We start from the raw sequence: 13,407 nt of genomic DNA on the forward strand, positions 1-13,407 counted from the left end.
GTTCGCTCCACTGCTACTGCCTCAAACCGGAAGCCACCCCGTGCTCTTGACCTCCTCCATCACTGCGTAAGTGTGCGTCTCGCGCACGCCGGGGAGCGACAGGAAGACGTCGGAGAGGAAGGCGCGGTAGGCTTCCATGCCGGCGACGCGGGCCTTGACGAGATAATCGAAGCCTCCGGCGACCATGTGGCATTCCATCACGTTGTCGCTCTGGCGGACGGCTTCGGCGAAGGTGTCGAAGACGTCCGGCGTGGTGCGGTCGAGCTTGACCTGCACGAAGACCAGCAGGTTGCGCCCCAGGCGCTCGGGCGAAAGGATCGCCATGTAGCCCATGATAAAGCCGTCCCGCGTCAGGCGCTTGACGCGCTCGGCGGTTGCGGTGGGCGAGAGGTTGACCTTTTCCGCAAGCTCGATGTTCGACAGGCGGCCCTCCTGCTGCAGCGCGCGGAGAATCTTTCGGTCCAGGCGGTCGAGTTCCTTCATCTTTCTCTACCTTTCTCGCCGATCTGTTCGTGATCGCGGCGAAGACTGCCAGAATTCTGGTGATCCTCTCGCCACATTTTGCCGGAAATCGCAAGGGCCAAGGCTACGCCAATCGGGGAAGATGCACCGTTCGGCCGTTTGCCACCGCGCCGATTGGCGCTATGACCATGGGAACAGGCGGGTCCGCCTTCCGAGGCGGGGCAAAAAGACGCACGACAAAGACGCACGACAAGGGGGTAAGCATGAGCGCGGTGAAATCCGATATCGAGATCGCAAGGGCTGCCGACAAGAAGCCGATCCAGGAGATCGGCGCACGCCTTGGCATTCCCGTCGAGGACCTCATTCCCTACGGGCACGACAAGGCCAAGATCAGTGCTGCCTTCATCGCCAGGCAGAAGGACAGGAAGGACGGAAAACTGATCCTGGTGACGGCGATCAATCCGACACCGGCGGGCGAGGGCAAGACGACGACAACGGTCGGGCTTGTCGACGGGCTGAACCGGATCGGCAAGCAGGCGATCGTCTGCATCCGCGAGGCGTCGCTCGGTCCCTGTTTCGGCGTCAAGGGCGGGGCGGCCGGCGGCGGTTATGCGCAGGTCGTGCCGATGGAGGACATAAACCTCCACTTCACCGGCGATTTCCACGCGATCACCACCGCCCACAATCTTCTCGCCGCGCTGATCGACAACCACATCTACTGGGGCAACGAGCAGGACATGGATACCCGCCGCATCACCTGGCGCCGGGTGATGGACATGAACGACCGGGCGCTGCGCGAGATCGTCTGTTCGCTCGGCGGGGTGCGCAACGGCTATCCCCGCCAGGCCGGCTTCGACATCACGGTGGCCTCGGAGGTGATGGCGATCCTCTGCCTTGCGACCGACCTGAAAGACCTCGAAAAGCGGCTCGGCAGCATCATCATTGGCTATCGCCGCGACAAGAGTCCGGTGTTCGCCCGCGACATCAAGGCGGACGGGGCGATGACGGTGCTGCTGAAGGACGCGATGCAGCCGAACCTCGTGCAGACGCTGGAGAATAATCCGGCCTTCGTGCATGGCGGCCCCTTCGCCAACATCGCCCATGGCTGCAACTCGGTCGTGGCGACGAAGACGGCGTTGAAGCTCGCCGACTACGTGGTGACCGAGGCAGGCTTCGGCGCCGACCTCGGAGCGGAGAAGTTCTTCGACATCAAATGCCGCAAGGCCGGGCTGAAGCCGGATGCGGCGGTGGTCGTGGCGACGGCGCGGGCGATGAAGATGAACGGCGGGGTGAAGAAGGAAGACCTCGGCTCCGAGAATATCGCGGCCGTCCACAAGGGCTGCGCCAATCTCGGCCGCCACGTGCAGAACGTGAAGAAGTTCGGCGTGCCGGTGATCGTGGCGATCAATCATTTCGCCTCCGACACCGAAGGCGAGATCCAGGCGATCAAGGACTATGTGGCCACCCTCGGCGCTGAGGCCGTGCTGTGCGAGCACTGGGCCAAAGGATCCGCGGGGATCGAGGAGCTGGCGCACAAGGTGGCCGAGCTTGCCGAATCCGGCCATTCACAGTTCGCACCGCTCTATCCCGACGACATGTCGCTGTTCCACAAGATCGAGACGGTCGCGAAGGACATCTATCACGCGGGCGAGGTGATCGCCGACAAGTCGGTGCGCGACCAGTTGCATGCCTGGGAGGCGCAGGGTTACGGGCACCTGCCGGTGTGCATGGCCAAGACGCAGTACTCCTTCTCCACCGACCCCAACCTGCGCGGCGCGCCGGAAGGGCACACGGTGCCGGTGCGCGAGGTGCGGCTGTCGGCCGGCGCCGGCTTCGTCGTCGTCGTCACCGGCGAGATCATGACCATGCCCGGCCTGCCGAGCGTTCCCTCCTCGGAGCGGATCTTCCTCAACGAGGCGGGCTACATCGAGGGACTGTTCTAGGAGGCGCTGGGGGCCGACCGGGTCAGGAGCGCCGCGCGCGCAATTCTTGGCACGCCAAGGTCAGGATGAGGGTTCGATGATGATGTCGAGGATCAGGTTTGTGAGCGGCATCTCCGAGCCCGCAAAGCTCTCGATCATGGCGCCTGTGACTCGCTCGCGGTCGAGCACCTCGGCATTGAACGGGAGGCCGACATGCTCGGCCAGGAGGGCAAGGAAGGTCAACTGGGGTCCGCCCGTTGCCTTCGCGGAAGGGGTGGATCGCGTTGATCTCGGCCAGCAGGTGCGCGGCGTGGGCCGCGAAGTCGCCCAGCGCAAGGCCTTTGAAGGCGTCGGCGTTGGCCAACAGCTGAAAGACGTGCTTCAACTGCGCCTGAATGTGCTCCGGGTAGCAGAACCAGTTACCGCCTTTGCCGATCCGGATACTGCGGAGCTCTCCGGCCCAGTCGTAGACGTCCTGGAACAGGTGATGGTGGAGCGAAAGGTAGTGGGCGACGTCCAGATCGCCCTCCGGCCAGTGTTCCTCGGAGCGCACGATAAACATGGCGGTCTCGTACTCGTCGAGCTCGTCCTGGTCCGTGAGGGCCAACTTGTTCCGGAGCACGGTCGTGCCTGGATAGCAGAGGGGATCGGTTTCGGCAGTATAGACCAACGCCTAGACGGACTTACGGGCGAACTGAGCACGGATCGCCTTGCGGCGTTCCTCCGCGGGTTGATCCTTGGTCTGGGCAAGAAGCTTGCGCATGCGCGGGCTGAGCACCAGGCCTTCGACCGCACTGATCTTTTCGGCCCGCGCCTGTGTCAGGCGGCCAGTTGTGGCGCTGCGGGTTCGCTTGGGCGTTTTGATCGTGCTCATGAAATAAAGGCTATCACGAGCTCATGGAGACCGGCAAAGGAATTCCTCACTGCAGATCTGCCGACACGGACTGATGTACGGCATGCGAGCGCCGCAGTTCCCGAGGGAACTGCGGCGCGCTTTGCGTCGGCGGGAGAGGGCCGGCTGGAGGTTCAGAAGGTCTTGGTCAGGGAGACGCGGAAGGAGCGGCCGGCCTCGCTGTAGAAGCCGCGGGTGTCTGTCGTCGTGCCGTCCGGGACGTCGATGGCGTTCCAGTACTTCCTGTCGAAGATGTTGAAGACGCCGGCCTGGACGCGGAAGCCGTCGAGCTGTTTCGGCTGCCACCACGCGGTGGCGTCGACGACGCCGTATCCCGGCGCCTCGAAGCCGGAACCGCTGACCTTGTCGCGGGCGGCAGCAGCCGTCAGCGACACGTCCGATCCCCAGCTCTCCGTTGCATAGCCGAGCCCGACGATGGCGCGCAGCGGGGCGACCGAGTTGATGTATTCGTCGGTGTCGGTGTCCTTGCCGTGCGTCCAGGCGAGCGATCCCCAGGTCCGCCAATTGTCGGTGAAGCGCCATTCGCCGGCGAATTCGACACCATAGATGCGGACGCGGTCGCGGTTCTCATAGCCGGTGATGCCGCCGACAGGATATTCGCCGCCGGGCGGGGCGATCTGCACCTCGTCGATGAAGTTGCGGTAGTAGTTGTTGAAGACGGTCGCCGAGACCGTGTAGGCCTCGGAGGCATAGTTGGCGCCGATCTCGAAGCCGTTGCTCGTCTCCGCCTCCAGGTCCGGATTGCCGATGCGGGCGTACGAGCCGGGCGCGCCGTAGTTCTGGTAGAGTTCGGTGGCGCTCGGTGCGCGAAAACCCTGCGACCACTGAGCGAAGAGTTCCAGCTCGGGATTGGCCTGCCAGGCGGCGCGCAGCTTCGGCGAGAAGCGGGCATCGCTGGTGCCGTTCAGGTAGTCCGTGTCGAAGTTCGGGCTGCGCTCGAATTCGGCGGTCGACTTGGGCGAATGGCGATACCAGTCGAAGCGCAGGCCGGGGGTGATGGTCAGGCGGTTGTCGATCAGCTTGATGTCGTCCTCGAGATAGGCGCCGAAGAAGACGCTGTCGACGTCGGGCATGTCCGAGGCGTTGGAGTGCAGCATCCGGCACGACTGTGGGCCGAAGGGCTGCGGGATCGTGCTCCAGTCGACGTCCGGGCAATTGTCGACGCCCGAGGAATACTGGTGTGTCTTCTGGCCATAGAGTTCGGCGCCGAAGCGGAAGCCGTGCTCGATGCCGCCGAGTTGCACGGCCTTTGCCGCATCGCCGTTGATGCCGTAGGTGGTCTGCTCCAGGATGTTGTCGCGGTAGTAGTCGCCGGTCGGATAGCCATAATAGAAGGGATCGCCATCGAAGATGTCGGCGCGGGTGTCGCGCAGGCGGAAGCCGTTCGTCGTGTTGTTCAGCCGCTGCCGCTGCCAGTAGGTGACGACGCTGGCCTGATCGAGCCAGTCGCTGCCGTCCGGCGAGATGAAGTCGTAGGAGGCGGAAACGCGCTTGCGTTCGATCTCCTCGCCGGACTTCAGCGTGCCGGGTTCGTAGCTCGAGGTCGAGCCGCGCATGTTGTCGCTGTCTTCGTCGCGGTTGAAGATCTCGCCGGTCAGGCCGAAGCGGTGGCCGCCGTCGATATACTGGTGGATCTTGGCGAGCGCGTTTTTCTGGTCGAAGTCCATCGGGTTGGCTTCGGTGCGGGTGGTGCCGTAGCCGCCGACGTCGCCGCGGGTGTCGGTCTCGTGGCCGCGCTTGTAGCCGCCCTGCAGGAGCAGCCAGGTGTTGTCGAAGCGGGTCGCGACCGCGGCATTGCCGCCGACGCTGTCGTCGGCGCTGTCGTAGGTCGACTTGGCGATCGCGCCGAAGTTCCTGCCTTCCTTGATCAGGTCCTCGGGATCGAGGGTGCGCAACTGCACCACGCCGCCGAGCGCGCCGGATCCGAAGCGGGAGGAATCGGTGCCCTTGGTGATGTCGATCGCCGACAGGCTGTCGAAGTCGAAGCCGTTCAGCCCGCCCTGCGCCGAATCGCGCGGGTCGGTCAGCCACGGCACGCGGATGCCGTCGAGCGTGGTCAGCACGCGGTCGTTTTGCAGGCCGCGGATGTTGATGCTGTTGTTCTGGGTGTTGAAGTTGACGCCGGCATCGATGCGGCGGGCGAAATCCTGGAAATCGGTGACCATGCGGTCCTCGAGCGTCGCACGGTCCGTCGTTCGGGTCAGGGGGGAGGTGGTCGCCGTCTCGCCGACGCCCTCGACGGTGATGGTCCCGAGCGTCGTCGGTTGTTCGGCCTGGACGGATGTCGCCTCCTGGGCCTGCGATGGAACGGCCGTGCCAAGTGCCATCGCGATGGCGGTCGTCGCCAGAAGTCGCGTTGCGAGCGGTGTCAGTGATTTCATTATATCCCCCTGAAAATGCATGCAGAAATCCATCGCAGGCCACGGGGCGGCTGCGTCGGTTTTCTCTCTTGCGGAATCCCTTGGAAGGGTGCCCTGGGGGAATGCCTATTTAATCTGGATTAAATGAGTCAAGTTTGAAAATGAATATGTTAATCAAGTTTTTGTGTACGTCAGCGCACACCGCAGGCGTCGGGCCACCGCTGTTGACGGCCACCGTTGCCCGGACTTTCTGGCGCTGGAAGGGGGTGTTTCAGCCGTAGGGGCCGAGATAGTCGGTCTTGCCGATTTCCACGCCGTTATGGCGCAGGATGTCGTAGGCGGTGGTGACGTGGAAGAAGAAGTTCGGCAGGGCGAATTCCAGGAGATAGTCCTCGCCGGAAAACGTCACGCCGAGCTTGCCGACATTGAGCTTCACTTCGCGGGTCTCGCTGCCCTTCAGCTCGGCTTCCGGCACGGATTGCAGATAGGCGATCGTCTTTTCCAGCCGCGCCTTCAGTTCGGCCATGGTCGTCTCCGTGTCGGGAAAGCTCGGCGCACCCTTGCCGCTCAGGCGTCCGAGCGCGTTCTTGGCGGTATCGCTCACGCGCTGGATCTGTCCCGACAGCGGCAGCATGTCCGGGGCCAGCCGCGCATTGACCAGCACCTCGAGGGCGATCCCGTTGGCCGCGGCATGGGCTTCGGCCTCTTCGAGCAGCGTGGAAAGCACCTTGAGGCCCCGGACGAAGACGGGAACGGAGAGGCGGTAGATGGAGACGGGCATGCGGGCATCCTTGTCAGTTGCTTGTCAGTTGGCCGGCGATCTGGCCGGGAATGATGCCGCTAAGATAGGGCAGGCGTCGGCCGGTTTTGAGCCCGCGGCCCGCGTCGGCCGAAAAGAATCTGCCGCCGCCTCTACTCTACCAGCAATAGCGATAGCCGCCCTTGCGCTTGATGACGTCGAGATGCAGGTGCGTCTCGTGCGCGGCGTCGCTGCCCGGATCGAGAACGGTCGTGAAATAGAGGCAGGCCGTGGCGACCGCGGCGCGCTGGAGCGCGCCTTCGATCGTCGAGTCCTTCTCGCGCGGGGCGATGTCCATGCGGCTGCCGTCGGAGAAGATGAAGGCGGCGATGTCGACGGCATTGCCGTAGGCATGCTCGGAGACCTTGCCGTTCGCAGCGCCGTTGCGGTTGCGGCAGACATAGCCGGAGGCCTGCTCGAGGCCGGTGAGTTTCTTGTCGGGCATACCCGCCGTTATCGCGGGGATGAGCGCGCCGCTGGTCCAGCGCTGCAGTTGCAGCGCGGTCTCGCAGCGAAGCGTCGCCTCAGGCGTGATGCCGATGTCGCCCGAGAGCCGCTTGAGCACGATGGGGCGGGCAATGCCGCAGCCGTTCTCCGGCCCGATCGCCGGGATTTCCTCGACTATGGCGCCGCCCGCCTTCAGCGCGCCGATGCAGGCCGCAAGGGTCGCATCGTCCTCGCGGACCAGTGGCGGCGGCGGCTTCTTCGTTGCCTCGGGCTTTCCGGCTTCAGGCGCCTTGCCATCACCGTCCTTTTCTTTCGTCCGGGCGTCCTCCCTCGTGTCTTCGGTCTCCTTCGATGCCGGCGCGTCCTTGCGCTCCGCGGCGGTCGGGGCCGGGGGACCGTGCTTTTCCGTTCGTGTTTCGCCATCGGCGGAGGGCCGGGCAACGGGCATCGGCCCCTTGGCGGGAAGGGAGGCCCCGGTGAGGGCCAGGAGGCTTACGGCCAGAATGGCGAAGGATCGCGGGCGGATGGCGGCGTACTCCTTTTCCGTGGACACGGTCGGAAGGTAACGCACGGAAGCCCGTTCGGTTTCGCAAGGGGAAGAACCGTGTCTCCGTGCCAGCTCGGAAGGCCCGGGTCACCAAGCCGCGGACGCGAGGATGGCAGCCTTCCCCGAGGCCCCCGATTACCAGTGTCTGGCCCGAGAAATCCCGGTTGCGTTCGCACCGGCTTCGCGCTAACAATTCCGGCCATGACAGACGCACGCAGCATTTCGATCTGGTGGTGGGCTCGCTAAGGCGGCCTCGACCAGTCATGCGTGATTGAAACGAACAGCCGCCCGAAACCTTCGAGGCGGCTTTTTCGTATTCGGGCCGCTGGAAAACCGGGCCGAACAGGAGAGCAGGGAATGGTGACGAAGCAACTGGCGGACGGCGCCGAGAGCTACGAGACGCGGGGCGGCATCGCTGTGACGCGCCGGCGCCGGGATGCGGACTATGCCACCGCGATATCGAGCTATGTCGACAAGCTCGACGAGCACCGCGGCGCGGTCTTTTCCTCCAACTACGAATATCCCGGCCGCTATACCCGCTGGGACACCGCGATCGTCGATCCGCCGCTCGCCATCTCTTCCTTCGGCCGCAACGTCTGGATCGAGGCCTATAACGACCGCGGCGAGGCGCTGCTTCAAATCATCAGGCCGCGGCTGGAAGGCGTCGCAGAGCTTACGCTGGGGGCATCGACGCCCCGCCGGCTCGACCTGAAGGTCAACGAGCCGGACCGGGTCTTCACCGAGGAAGAGCGCTCCAAGATGCCGACCGTGTTCACGGTCCTGCGCGCGGTCACCGATCTGTTCCATTCGGCCGAAGACGCCAATCTCGGCTTCTACGGCGCCTTCGGCTACGACCTCGCCTTCCAGTTCGACGCCATCGACTTGAAGCTGGAGCGTCCCGACGACCAGCGCGACATGGTGCTGTTCATTCCCGACGAGATCCTCGTCGTCGACCACTATGCCGCCAAAGCCTGGATCGACCGCTACGATTTCGCCAAGGACGGGATCAGCACGGAGGGCAGGGACCGGGCGATTGCGCCGGAACCGTTCAAGACCGCCGACATCATCCCCCCGCATGGCGATCACCGGCCGGGTGAATATGCCGAGCTCGTCACCAAGGCCAAGGAGAGCTTCCGCCGCGGCGACCTGTTCGAGGTGGTGCCCGGCCAGAAGTTCTACGAGCGCTGCGACAGCAAGCCGTCCGAGATCTCGCAGCGGCTGAAGGCGATCAACCCGTCGCCCTATTCCTTCTTCATCAATCTCGGCAACCAGGAATATCTCGTCGGCGCCTCGCCGGAGATGTTCGTGCGCGTGTCCGGCCGGCGCATCGAGACCTGCCCGATCTCGGGCACGATCAAGCGCGGGGACGACCCGATCGCGGATTCGGAGCAGATCCTGAAGCTGCTGAATTCCAAGAAGGACGAATCCGAGCTGACGATGTGCTCCGACGTCGACCGCAACGACAAATCCCGCGTCTGCGAGCCGGGCTCGGTCAAGGTGATCGGTCGCCGGCAGATCGAGATGTATTCCCGCCTGATCCACACGGTGGACCATATCGAGGGGCGCCTGCGCGACGACATGGACGCCTTCGACGGTTTCCTCAGCCACGCCTGGGCGGTGACCGTCACCGGCGCGCCAAAACTCTGGGCGATGCGCTTCCTCGAGGCGCACGAGAAGAGCCCGCGGCTGTGGTATGGTGGGGCGATCGGCATGGTCGGCTTCAACGGCGACATGAACACGGGTCTGACGCTGCGCACCATCCGCATCAAGGACGGGATCGCCGAAGTGCGGGCCGGAGCGACGCTGCTCAACGATTCCAACCCGCAGGAAGAAGAAGCCGAAACCGAACTGAAGGCATCCGCCATGATCGCAGCCATCCGTGACGCCAAGGCCGGGAATGCGGCGAAGTCCCAGCGCGACGTCGCCTCGGTCGGCGCCGGCGTCAACATCCTGCTGGTCGATCACGAGGACAGCTTCGTCCACACGCTGGCCAACTACTTCCGCCAGACCGGCGCCACGGTGACGACGGTGCGCACGCCCGTCGCAGACGAACTGTTCGACCGGCTGAAGCCCGACCTCGTCGTGCTCTCGCCCGGACCGGGCACGCCGAAGGACTTTGACTGCAAGGCGACGATCAAGAAGGCGCGCGCCCGCGACCTGCCGATCTTCGGCGTCTGCCTCGGCCTGCAGGCGCTCGCGGAAGCCTATGGCGGCGACCTGCGGCAGCTGGCCGTGCCGATGCACGGCAAGCCCTCGCGCATCCGCGTGCTGGAGCCGGGCATCGTCTTCTCCGGGCTCGGCAAGGAGGTGACGGTCGGCCGCTACCACTCGATCTTCGCCGATCCCTCGACGCTGCCGCGCGATTTCATCATCACCGCGGAGAGCGAGGACGGCACGATCATGGGCATCGAGCATGCCAAGGAGCCGGTCGCAGCCGTCCAGTTCCACCCCGAATCGATCATGACGCTCGGCGGCGACGCCGGCATGCGGATGATCGAGAACGTGGTGGCGCATCTTTCGCGAAAGGCAAAGACGAAGGCGGCGTGATCTTCTTGTTCACTTTCTGTTTGCTGTGACTATGCTAGTCTGATGGCGTCCGTCGGTTAGGTCGAGCGCCCGGTGTCTTGAACTTGGAGGGTTCTGTGAGCGATTTCCTTGAATACTCGTTCCGGATAACCGGGCCAACGACTGAGACGCTTTCAATGGCCCGTTTGGCTACGTACATGTCCGAGCTTGCCCGGCTCATGGGATGTATGGACTCCGTTCACCTTGGCAGGATTGATGACGGCAGCGTGGTTATCGTGGCAGCCGCGCCGCAGTCGGAAGTACCCATCATTTCTCCACGTATAAGATCTGCTGCGACCGGAGAGCCGAGCGCAGAGGCAAACGTTCCCTGGCGCCGAATCAACGAGTATCTTGCGGAAGATGGCTGGGGCGGTGAGATGCGGCTTCCCCGAAGCGCCGAGGTTATCCCGTTTCCCGGCAAGTCAAAGTCGGCCTTGGCCATCCGTGCGATGAGCCAGCCGACTTCGGTTCAGGGACGGCTTGTACGCTTGGAAGGCGCAGGTGAGATGGTGCGAATCGGTCTTGAGATCGACGGGGACCTGACCGCTCGCATTTCCATAGATGCGCACAGCGCCCAGAGGCTGGCATCCTTCTTCCATCATTATGTTCGCCTGAGTGGCGAGGGGCGATGGAAACGGGATAGCAACGGAAAATGGACGTTAGACAACCTAGTTGCATCCTCCTTCGAGGTTTTGAATGAGGATGAGCTAAAGGATGTTTTGCTGCGTCTCGGTGAAGCAATTCCTCCGGGTACGGGAAAAGGCATTATCAAGGCGATTAATGAGCTAAGAAGCGCATGATCGTCGTGGACACCAGCTTTCTGGTCCTTCTTATCGATCCTGACAGCACACAAAACACTGACCGTGAGGCCGATCGAGTCCGGCACTTCATCGAAGTCCTGTCTGCAAGCAAGGAAGAAGCACGATACCGGCTCCGGCCCTTGCAGAACTGGTCGCGGGAAGGGTGGACCGAGTCGACGAGATCGTTGAAACCGTCAGAAGAGTGAAGGTATTTTCTGTACAGGCATTCGATCCGGTCATAGCGATCGAGACCGGAGAGCGGATCGCAGCCGCCATGCAAAGCGTCCCATCCGGCCAGCGACCTCCGGGCTGGAAGGTCGCCATGAAGTACGATGCAATGATCGCGGCTACGGCAATCGTGCGCGGTGCGCGTGCACTCTACACCGCAGATCAGGGTTTTGAAAAATATCTGCAAGGAACCGGCGTGGAAATCTGCCAAGTCAGTGAGTTGCCGTTGCCACCTGAAGATCCACAAACAAAGTTACAGCTTTAAAGCCACTATTTGATCGTTGACCAAGGCGGCGTGAGGCCATTCCGCCTTTGACATTCCGACCGAATTGACCGATAGAGACGCCGAAGAGAAAACCGCCTGCGCGAACCCCGCGCGGGCGGTTTTGCGTTGAAGGGCGCGGTTTCTGCAATTCGTTTGCATCAGCAGGGAAGGCGATCATGGGTACGAACGGGAACGCAACGGTCAACCGGCTGGCGCTGATCGGCATTCCGATGGCGGTCTTCGTGCTGGGGCTGAAGATGCTGGCCTGGTGGGTGACGGGATCGGTGGCGCTGTTGTCGGATGCGCTGGAATCGATCGTCAACGTGGTCGCCGCCGTCATAGCCTGGGGGGCGATCCACTATGCCTCGCGGCCGGCCGACGCCGACCATCCCTTCGGCCACCACAAGGCGGAGTACCTGTCTGCGGTCATCGAGGGCGTGCTGATCGTCGTGGCCGCCATGCTGATCGTGCAGGAGGCGGTGCCGAAGCTCTGGGCGCCGACGCTGATGGAACAGCCGGCGCTCGGCCTTGCCATCAACTTCCTTGCCAGCGTGATCAACGTCGTCTGGGCGACGATCCTGATCCGGGCCGGCAAACGGCACCGCTCGCCGGCGCTGCTCGCCGACGGCCACCACATCATGTCGGACGTGGTCACCTCTGCCGGCGTGCTCGTCGGCCTGCTGCTCGTGCTGGCCACGGGCTATGCGATCCTCGACCCGGTGATCGCGATCCTCGTTGCCGTCAACATCCTGTTCCAGGGCTGGACGATCATCTCCAGTTCCGTCAGCGGGCTGATGGACCATGCGATCGAAGGGCCCGAGGAAGCGGCGATCAAGCAGGCGATCGCGGAAAACGCGCAAGGCTCGCTTGGCGTGCACGACCTGAAGACGCGCCGGGCCGGGCAGGCGATCTTCGTCGAGTTCCACCTCGTCGTGCCCGCGCGCATGGCGGTCGCCGATGCGCACGAGATCTGTGACAGGCTTGAAGCCGCGATCGAAACGGTCCATCAGGGCGCGCAGGTAGCGATCCATGTCGAGCCGGAGACGGAGAAGGCGCATGGCATCAGGGTGAAGGTGGAAAGGAGCAAGGCATGAGCAAGACCGACGTATCAAGCCTCTCGCAGCTCGGCCGCAACGTCGATCTTCCGGCAAGCCCGGAAGAGGCGGTGCTGGAGAAGGTGCCGAACGGCAACCGAGGCACGGACTATGTCGTGCGGTTTACTGCGCCCGAGTTCACCTCGCTCTGCCCGATGACCGGGCAGCCGGACTTCGCCCATATCGTCATCGACTACATTCCCGATGCGTCGCTGGTGGAGTCCAAGTCGCTGAAGCTGTTCCTGCATTCGTTCCGCAACCACGGCGCCTTCCACGAGGACTGCTCGATCTTCATTGCCAAGCGGCTGGTGGACCTGCTTTCGCCGAAATGGCTGCGGATCGGCGCCTACTGGTATCCGCGCGGCGGCATTCCGATCGACGTGTTCTGGCAGACGGGTGCCGTGCCCGAGGGGGTCTGGCTGCCCGACCAGGGCGTGCCGACCTATCGCGGGCGGGGCTGAGGGCGACCGGCGTTTCCGGAAGATGCAGGGATGCGGAGAAGATCGCGCCGCTCGTCCTTTCCGGGCGGGCGGCGCCGGCGTTTCGGCTCAAGGGCAGCGAACGGGGCGGATGGACGTCCGCCCGCGTCCGTCAGGCATGCGAATGCGGGTGGCGATAGTCCCAGACTGCCCAGGCCGACAGCGCGGCGGTGCAGATACCGAGGATCACATGCGTCCACATCGCGTTCGTATTCGCCATGAAGCCGAGCAGCCAGGGCGAGGCGATCAGCCACAGGCCGATCACGAGGTTCACCCATTCCTCCCATTCCGCGAAGGCCGAGAGCGTCATGACCGCGAAGGCGCCGAGCACGATGGCGGCGATCCAGGCGTTCCAGCTTGGCGTGGTGTCGGCTATGAAGCCGACGACCCAGGGGGAGATGAACAGGCAAAAAGCCAGGATCAGAGTGACCATATCCTGACCTCTCCGTCCAGACATCGTAAACATTGCTGCAACCTCCGTATGTGAGGCATTTTCCCGCCGTGCAGGACTGCTCGGCTTATGAGT

The 13,407-nt window shown here is 63.7% G+C and carries 13 protein-coding genes and 1 pseudogene; 6 read left to right on the forward strand and 8 right to left on the reverse strand.

Annotated elements, in window-relative coordinates:
* Positions 1-21: 21 nt before the first annotated feature.
* Positions 22-483 carry an Lrp/AsnC ligand binding domain-containing protein gene (locus GGQ64_RS20555; protein WP_183807212.1) on the reverse strand — a complete coding sequence of 154 codons (462 nt, stop codon included), beginning with the start codon at positions 481-483 and terminating at the stop codon, positions 22-24.
* A 242-nt stretch (positions 484-725) separates the two neighbouring features.
* Between GGQ64_RS20555 and GGQ64_RS20560 the strand changes: the two genes are divergently transcribed.
* Positions 726-2,405, forward strand: a complete 1,680-nt coding sequence (locus GGQ64_RS20560) for a formate--tetrahydrofolate ligase (protein ID WP_183807213.1) — start codon at positions 726-728, stop codon at positions 2,403-2,405.
* A 60-nt stretch (positions 2,406-2,465) separates the two neighbouring features.
* On the opposite strand, the gene GGQ64_RS28215 is transcribed toward GGQ64_RS20560, so the two are convergent.
* The 6 genes and pseudogenes from GGQ64_RS28215 to GGQ64_RS20585 all read right to left on the reverse strand — a co-directional run bounded on the left by GGQ64_RS28215 (position 2,466) and on the right by GGQ64_RS20585 (position 7,474).
* Positions 2,466-2,627, reverse strand: coding sequence for a hypothetical protein (locus tag GGQ64_RS28215; protein ID WP_343059537.1), 162 nt, complete (start codon positions 2,625-2,627; stop codon positions 2,466-2,468).
* A 64-nt stretch (positions 2,628-2,691) separates the two neighbouring features.
* Positions 2,692-2,946: pseudogene (locus GGQ64_RS28220) on the reverse strand (Fic family protein); the annotation flags it as partial.
* A 111-nt stretch (positions 2,947-3,057) separates the two neighbouring features.
* Entirely contained in the window at positions 3,058-3,258 is a 201-nt protein-coding gene (locus tag GGQ64_RS20570) for a hypothetical protein (protein WP_183807214.1), read from the reverse strand.
* A 152-nt stretch (positions 3,259-3,410) separates the two neighbouring features.
* A complete protein-coding gene (locus GGQ64_RS20575) occupies positions 3,411-5,678 on the reverse strand; it encodes a TonB-dependent hemoglobin/transferrin/lactoferrin family receptor (protein ID WP_183807215.1) in 2,268 nt (755 codons plus the stop codon).
* Positions 5,679-5,928: 250 nt separating this feature from the next.
* Positions 5,929-6,438 (reverse strand): DUF1993 domain-containing protein, encoded by a 510-nt coding sequence (locus GGQ64_RS20580; RefSeq protein ID WP_183807216.1) that lies wholly within the window; start codon positions 6,436-6,438, stop codon positions 5,929-5,931.
* Positions 6,439-6,574: 136 nt separating this feature from the next.
* On the reverse strand, positions 6,575-7,474 hold the full coding sequence (locus GGQ64_RS20585) for an extensin-like domain-containing protein (protein WP_343059528.1): 900 nt from the start codon (positions 7,472-7,474) through the stop codon (positions 6,575-6,577).
* 333 nt (positions 7,475-7,807) lie between these two features.
* Between GGQ64_RS20585 and GGQ64_RS20590 the strand changes: the two genes are divergently transcribed.
* The 5 genes from GGQ64_RS20590 (at position 7,808) to queF (ending at position 12,863) form a co-directional block, all read left to right on the forward strand.
* The gene (locus tag GGQ64_RS20590; protein ID WP_183807217.1) at positions 7,808-9,997 is read left to right on the forward strand and encodes an anthranilate synthase; all 2,190 of its coding nucleotides are present in this window, start codon (positions 7,808-7,810) and stop codon (positions 9,995-9,997) included.
* A gap of 95 nt (positions 9,998-10,092) precedes the next feature.
* Positions 10,093-10,815, forward strand: coding sequence for a hypothetical protein (locus GGQ64_RS20595; protein WP_183807218.1), 723 nt, complete (start codon positions 10,093-10,095; stop codon positions 10,813-10,815).
* Positions 10,816-10,939: 124 nt separating this feature from the next.
* Positions 10,940-11,308 (forward strand): type II toxin-antitoxin system VapC family toxin, encoded by a 369-nt coding sequence (locus tag GGQ64_RS20600; RefSeq protein WP_343059534.1) that lies wholly within the window; start codon positions 10,940-10,942, stop codon positions 11,306-11,308.
* Between the two features lie 176 nt (positions 11,309-11,484).
* Positions 11,485-12,402: a cation diffusion facilitator family transporter gene (locus GGQ64_RS20605; protein ID WP_183807220.1), complete on the forward strand. Its 918-nt coding sequence runs from the start codon at positions 11,485-11,487 to the stop codon at positions 12,400-12,402.
* Entirely contained in the window at positions 12,399-12,863 is a 465-nt protein-coding gene (queF, locus tag GGQ64_RS20610; RefSeq protein ID WP_183807221.1) for a preQ(1) synthase, read from the forward strand. The genes GGQ64_RS20605 and queF overlap by 4 nt, the downstream gene beginning before the upstream one ends.
* A 130-nt stretch (positions 12,864-12,993) precedes the next feature.
* Here queF and GGQ64_RS20615 read toward each other — a convergent pair whose 3' ends face one another.
* The gene (locus tag GGQ64_RS20615; protein ID WP_246422816.1) at positions 12,994-13,347 is read right to left on the reverse strand and encodes an SPW repeat protein; all 354 of its coding nucleotides are present in this window, start codon (positions 13,345-13,347) and stop codon (positions 12,994-12,996) included.
* Positions 13,348-13,407: the final 60 nt, after the last annotated feature.

Source organism: Mycoplana azooxidifex (assembly GCF_014196765.1).
In the GTDB taxonomy this organism is placed as follows: Bacteria; Pseudomonadota; Alphaproteobacteria; order Rhizobiales; family Rhizobiaceae; genus Mycoplana; species Mycoplana azooxidifex.

Coding starts and splice junctions, on each gene's coding strand:
- GGQ64_RS20555 (WP_183807212.1), bottom strand. CDS start 483: ATGAAGGAACTCGACCGCCTGGACCGAAAGATTCTCCGCGCGCTGCAG.
- GGQ64_RS20560 (WP_183807213.1), top strand. CDS start 726: ATGAGCGCGGTGAAATCCGATATCGAGATCGCAAGGGCTGCCGACAAG.
- GGQ64_RS20570 (WP_183807214.1), bottom strand. CDS start 3,258: ATGAGCACGATCAAAACGCCCAAGCGAACCCGCAGCGCCACAACTGGC.
- GGQ64_RS20575 (WP_183807215.1), bottom strand. CDS start 5,678: ATGAAATCACTGACACCGCTCGCAACGCGACTTCTGGCGACGACCGCC.
- GGQ64_RS20580 (WP_183807216.1), bottom strand. CDS start 6,438: ATGCCCGTCTCCATCTACCGCCTCTCCGTTCCCGTCTTCGTCCGGGGC.
- GGQ64_RS20590 (WP_183807217.1), top strand. CDS start 7,808: ATGGTGACGAAGCAACTGGCGGACGGCGCCGAGAGCTACGAGACGCGG.
- GGQ64_RS20605 (WP_183807220.1), top strand. CDS start 11,485: ATGGGTACGAACGGGAACGCAACGGTCAACCGGCTGGCGCTGATCGGC.
- queF (WP_183807221.1), top strand. CDS start 12,399: ATGAGCAAGACCGACGTATCAAGCCTCTCGCAGCTCGGCCGCAACGTC.
- GGQ64_RS20615 (WP_246422816.1), bottom strand. CDS start 13,347: ATGTTTACGATGTCTGGACGGAGAGGTCAGGATATGGTCACTCTGATC.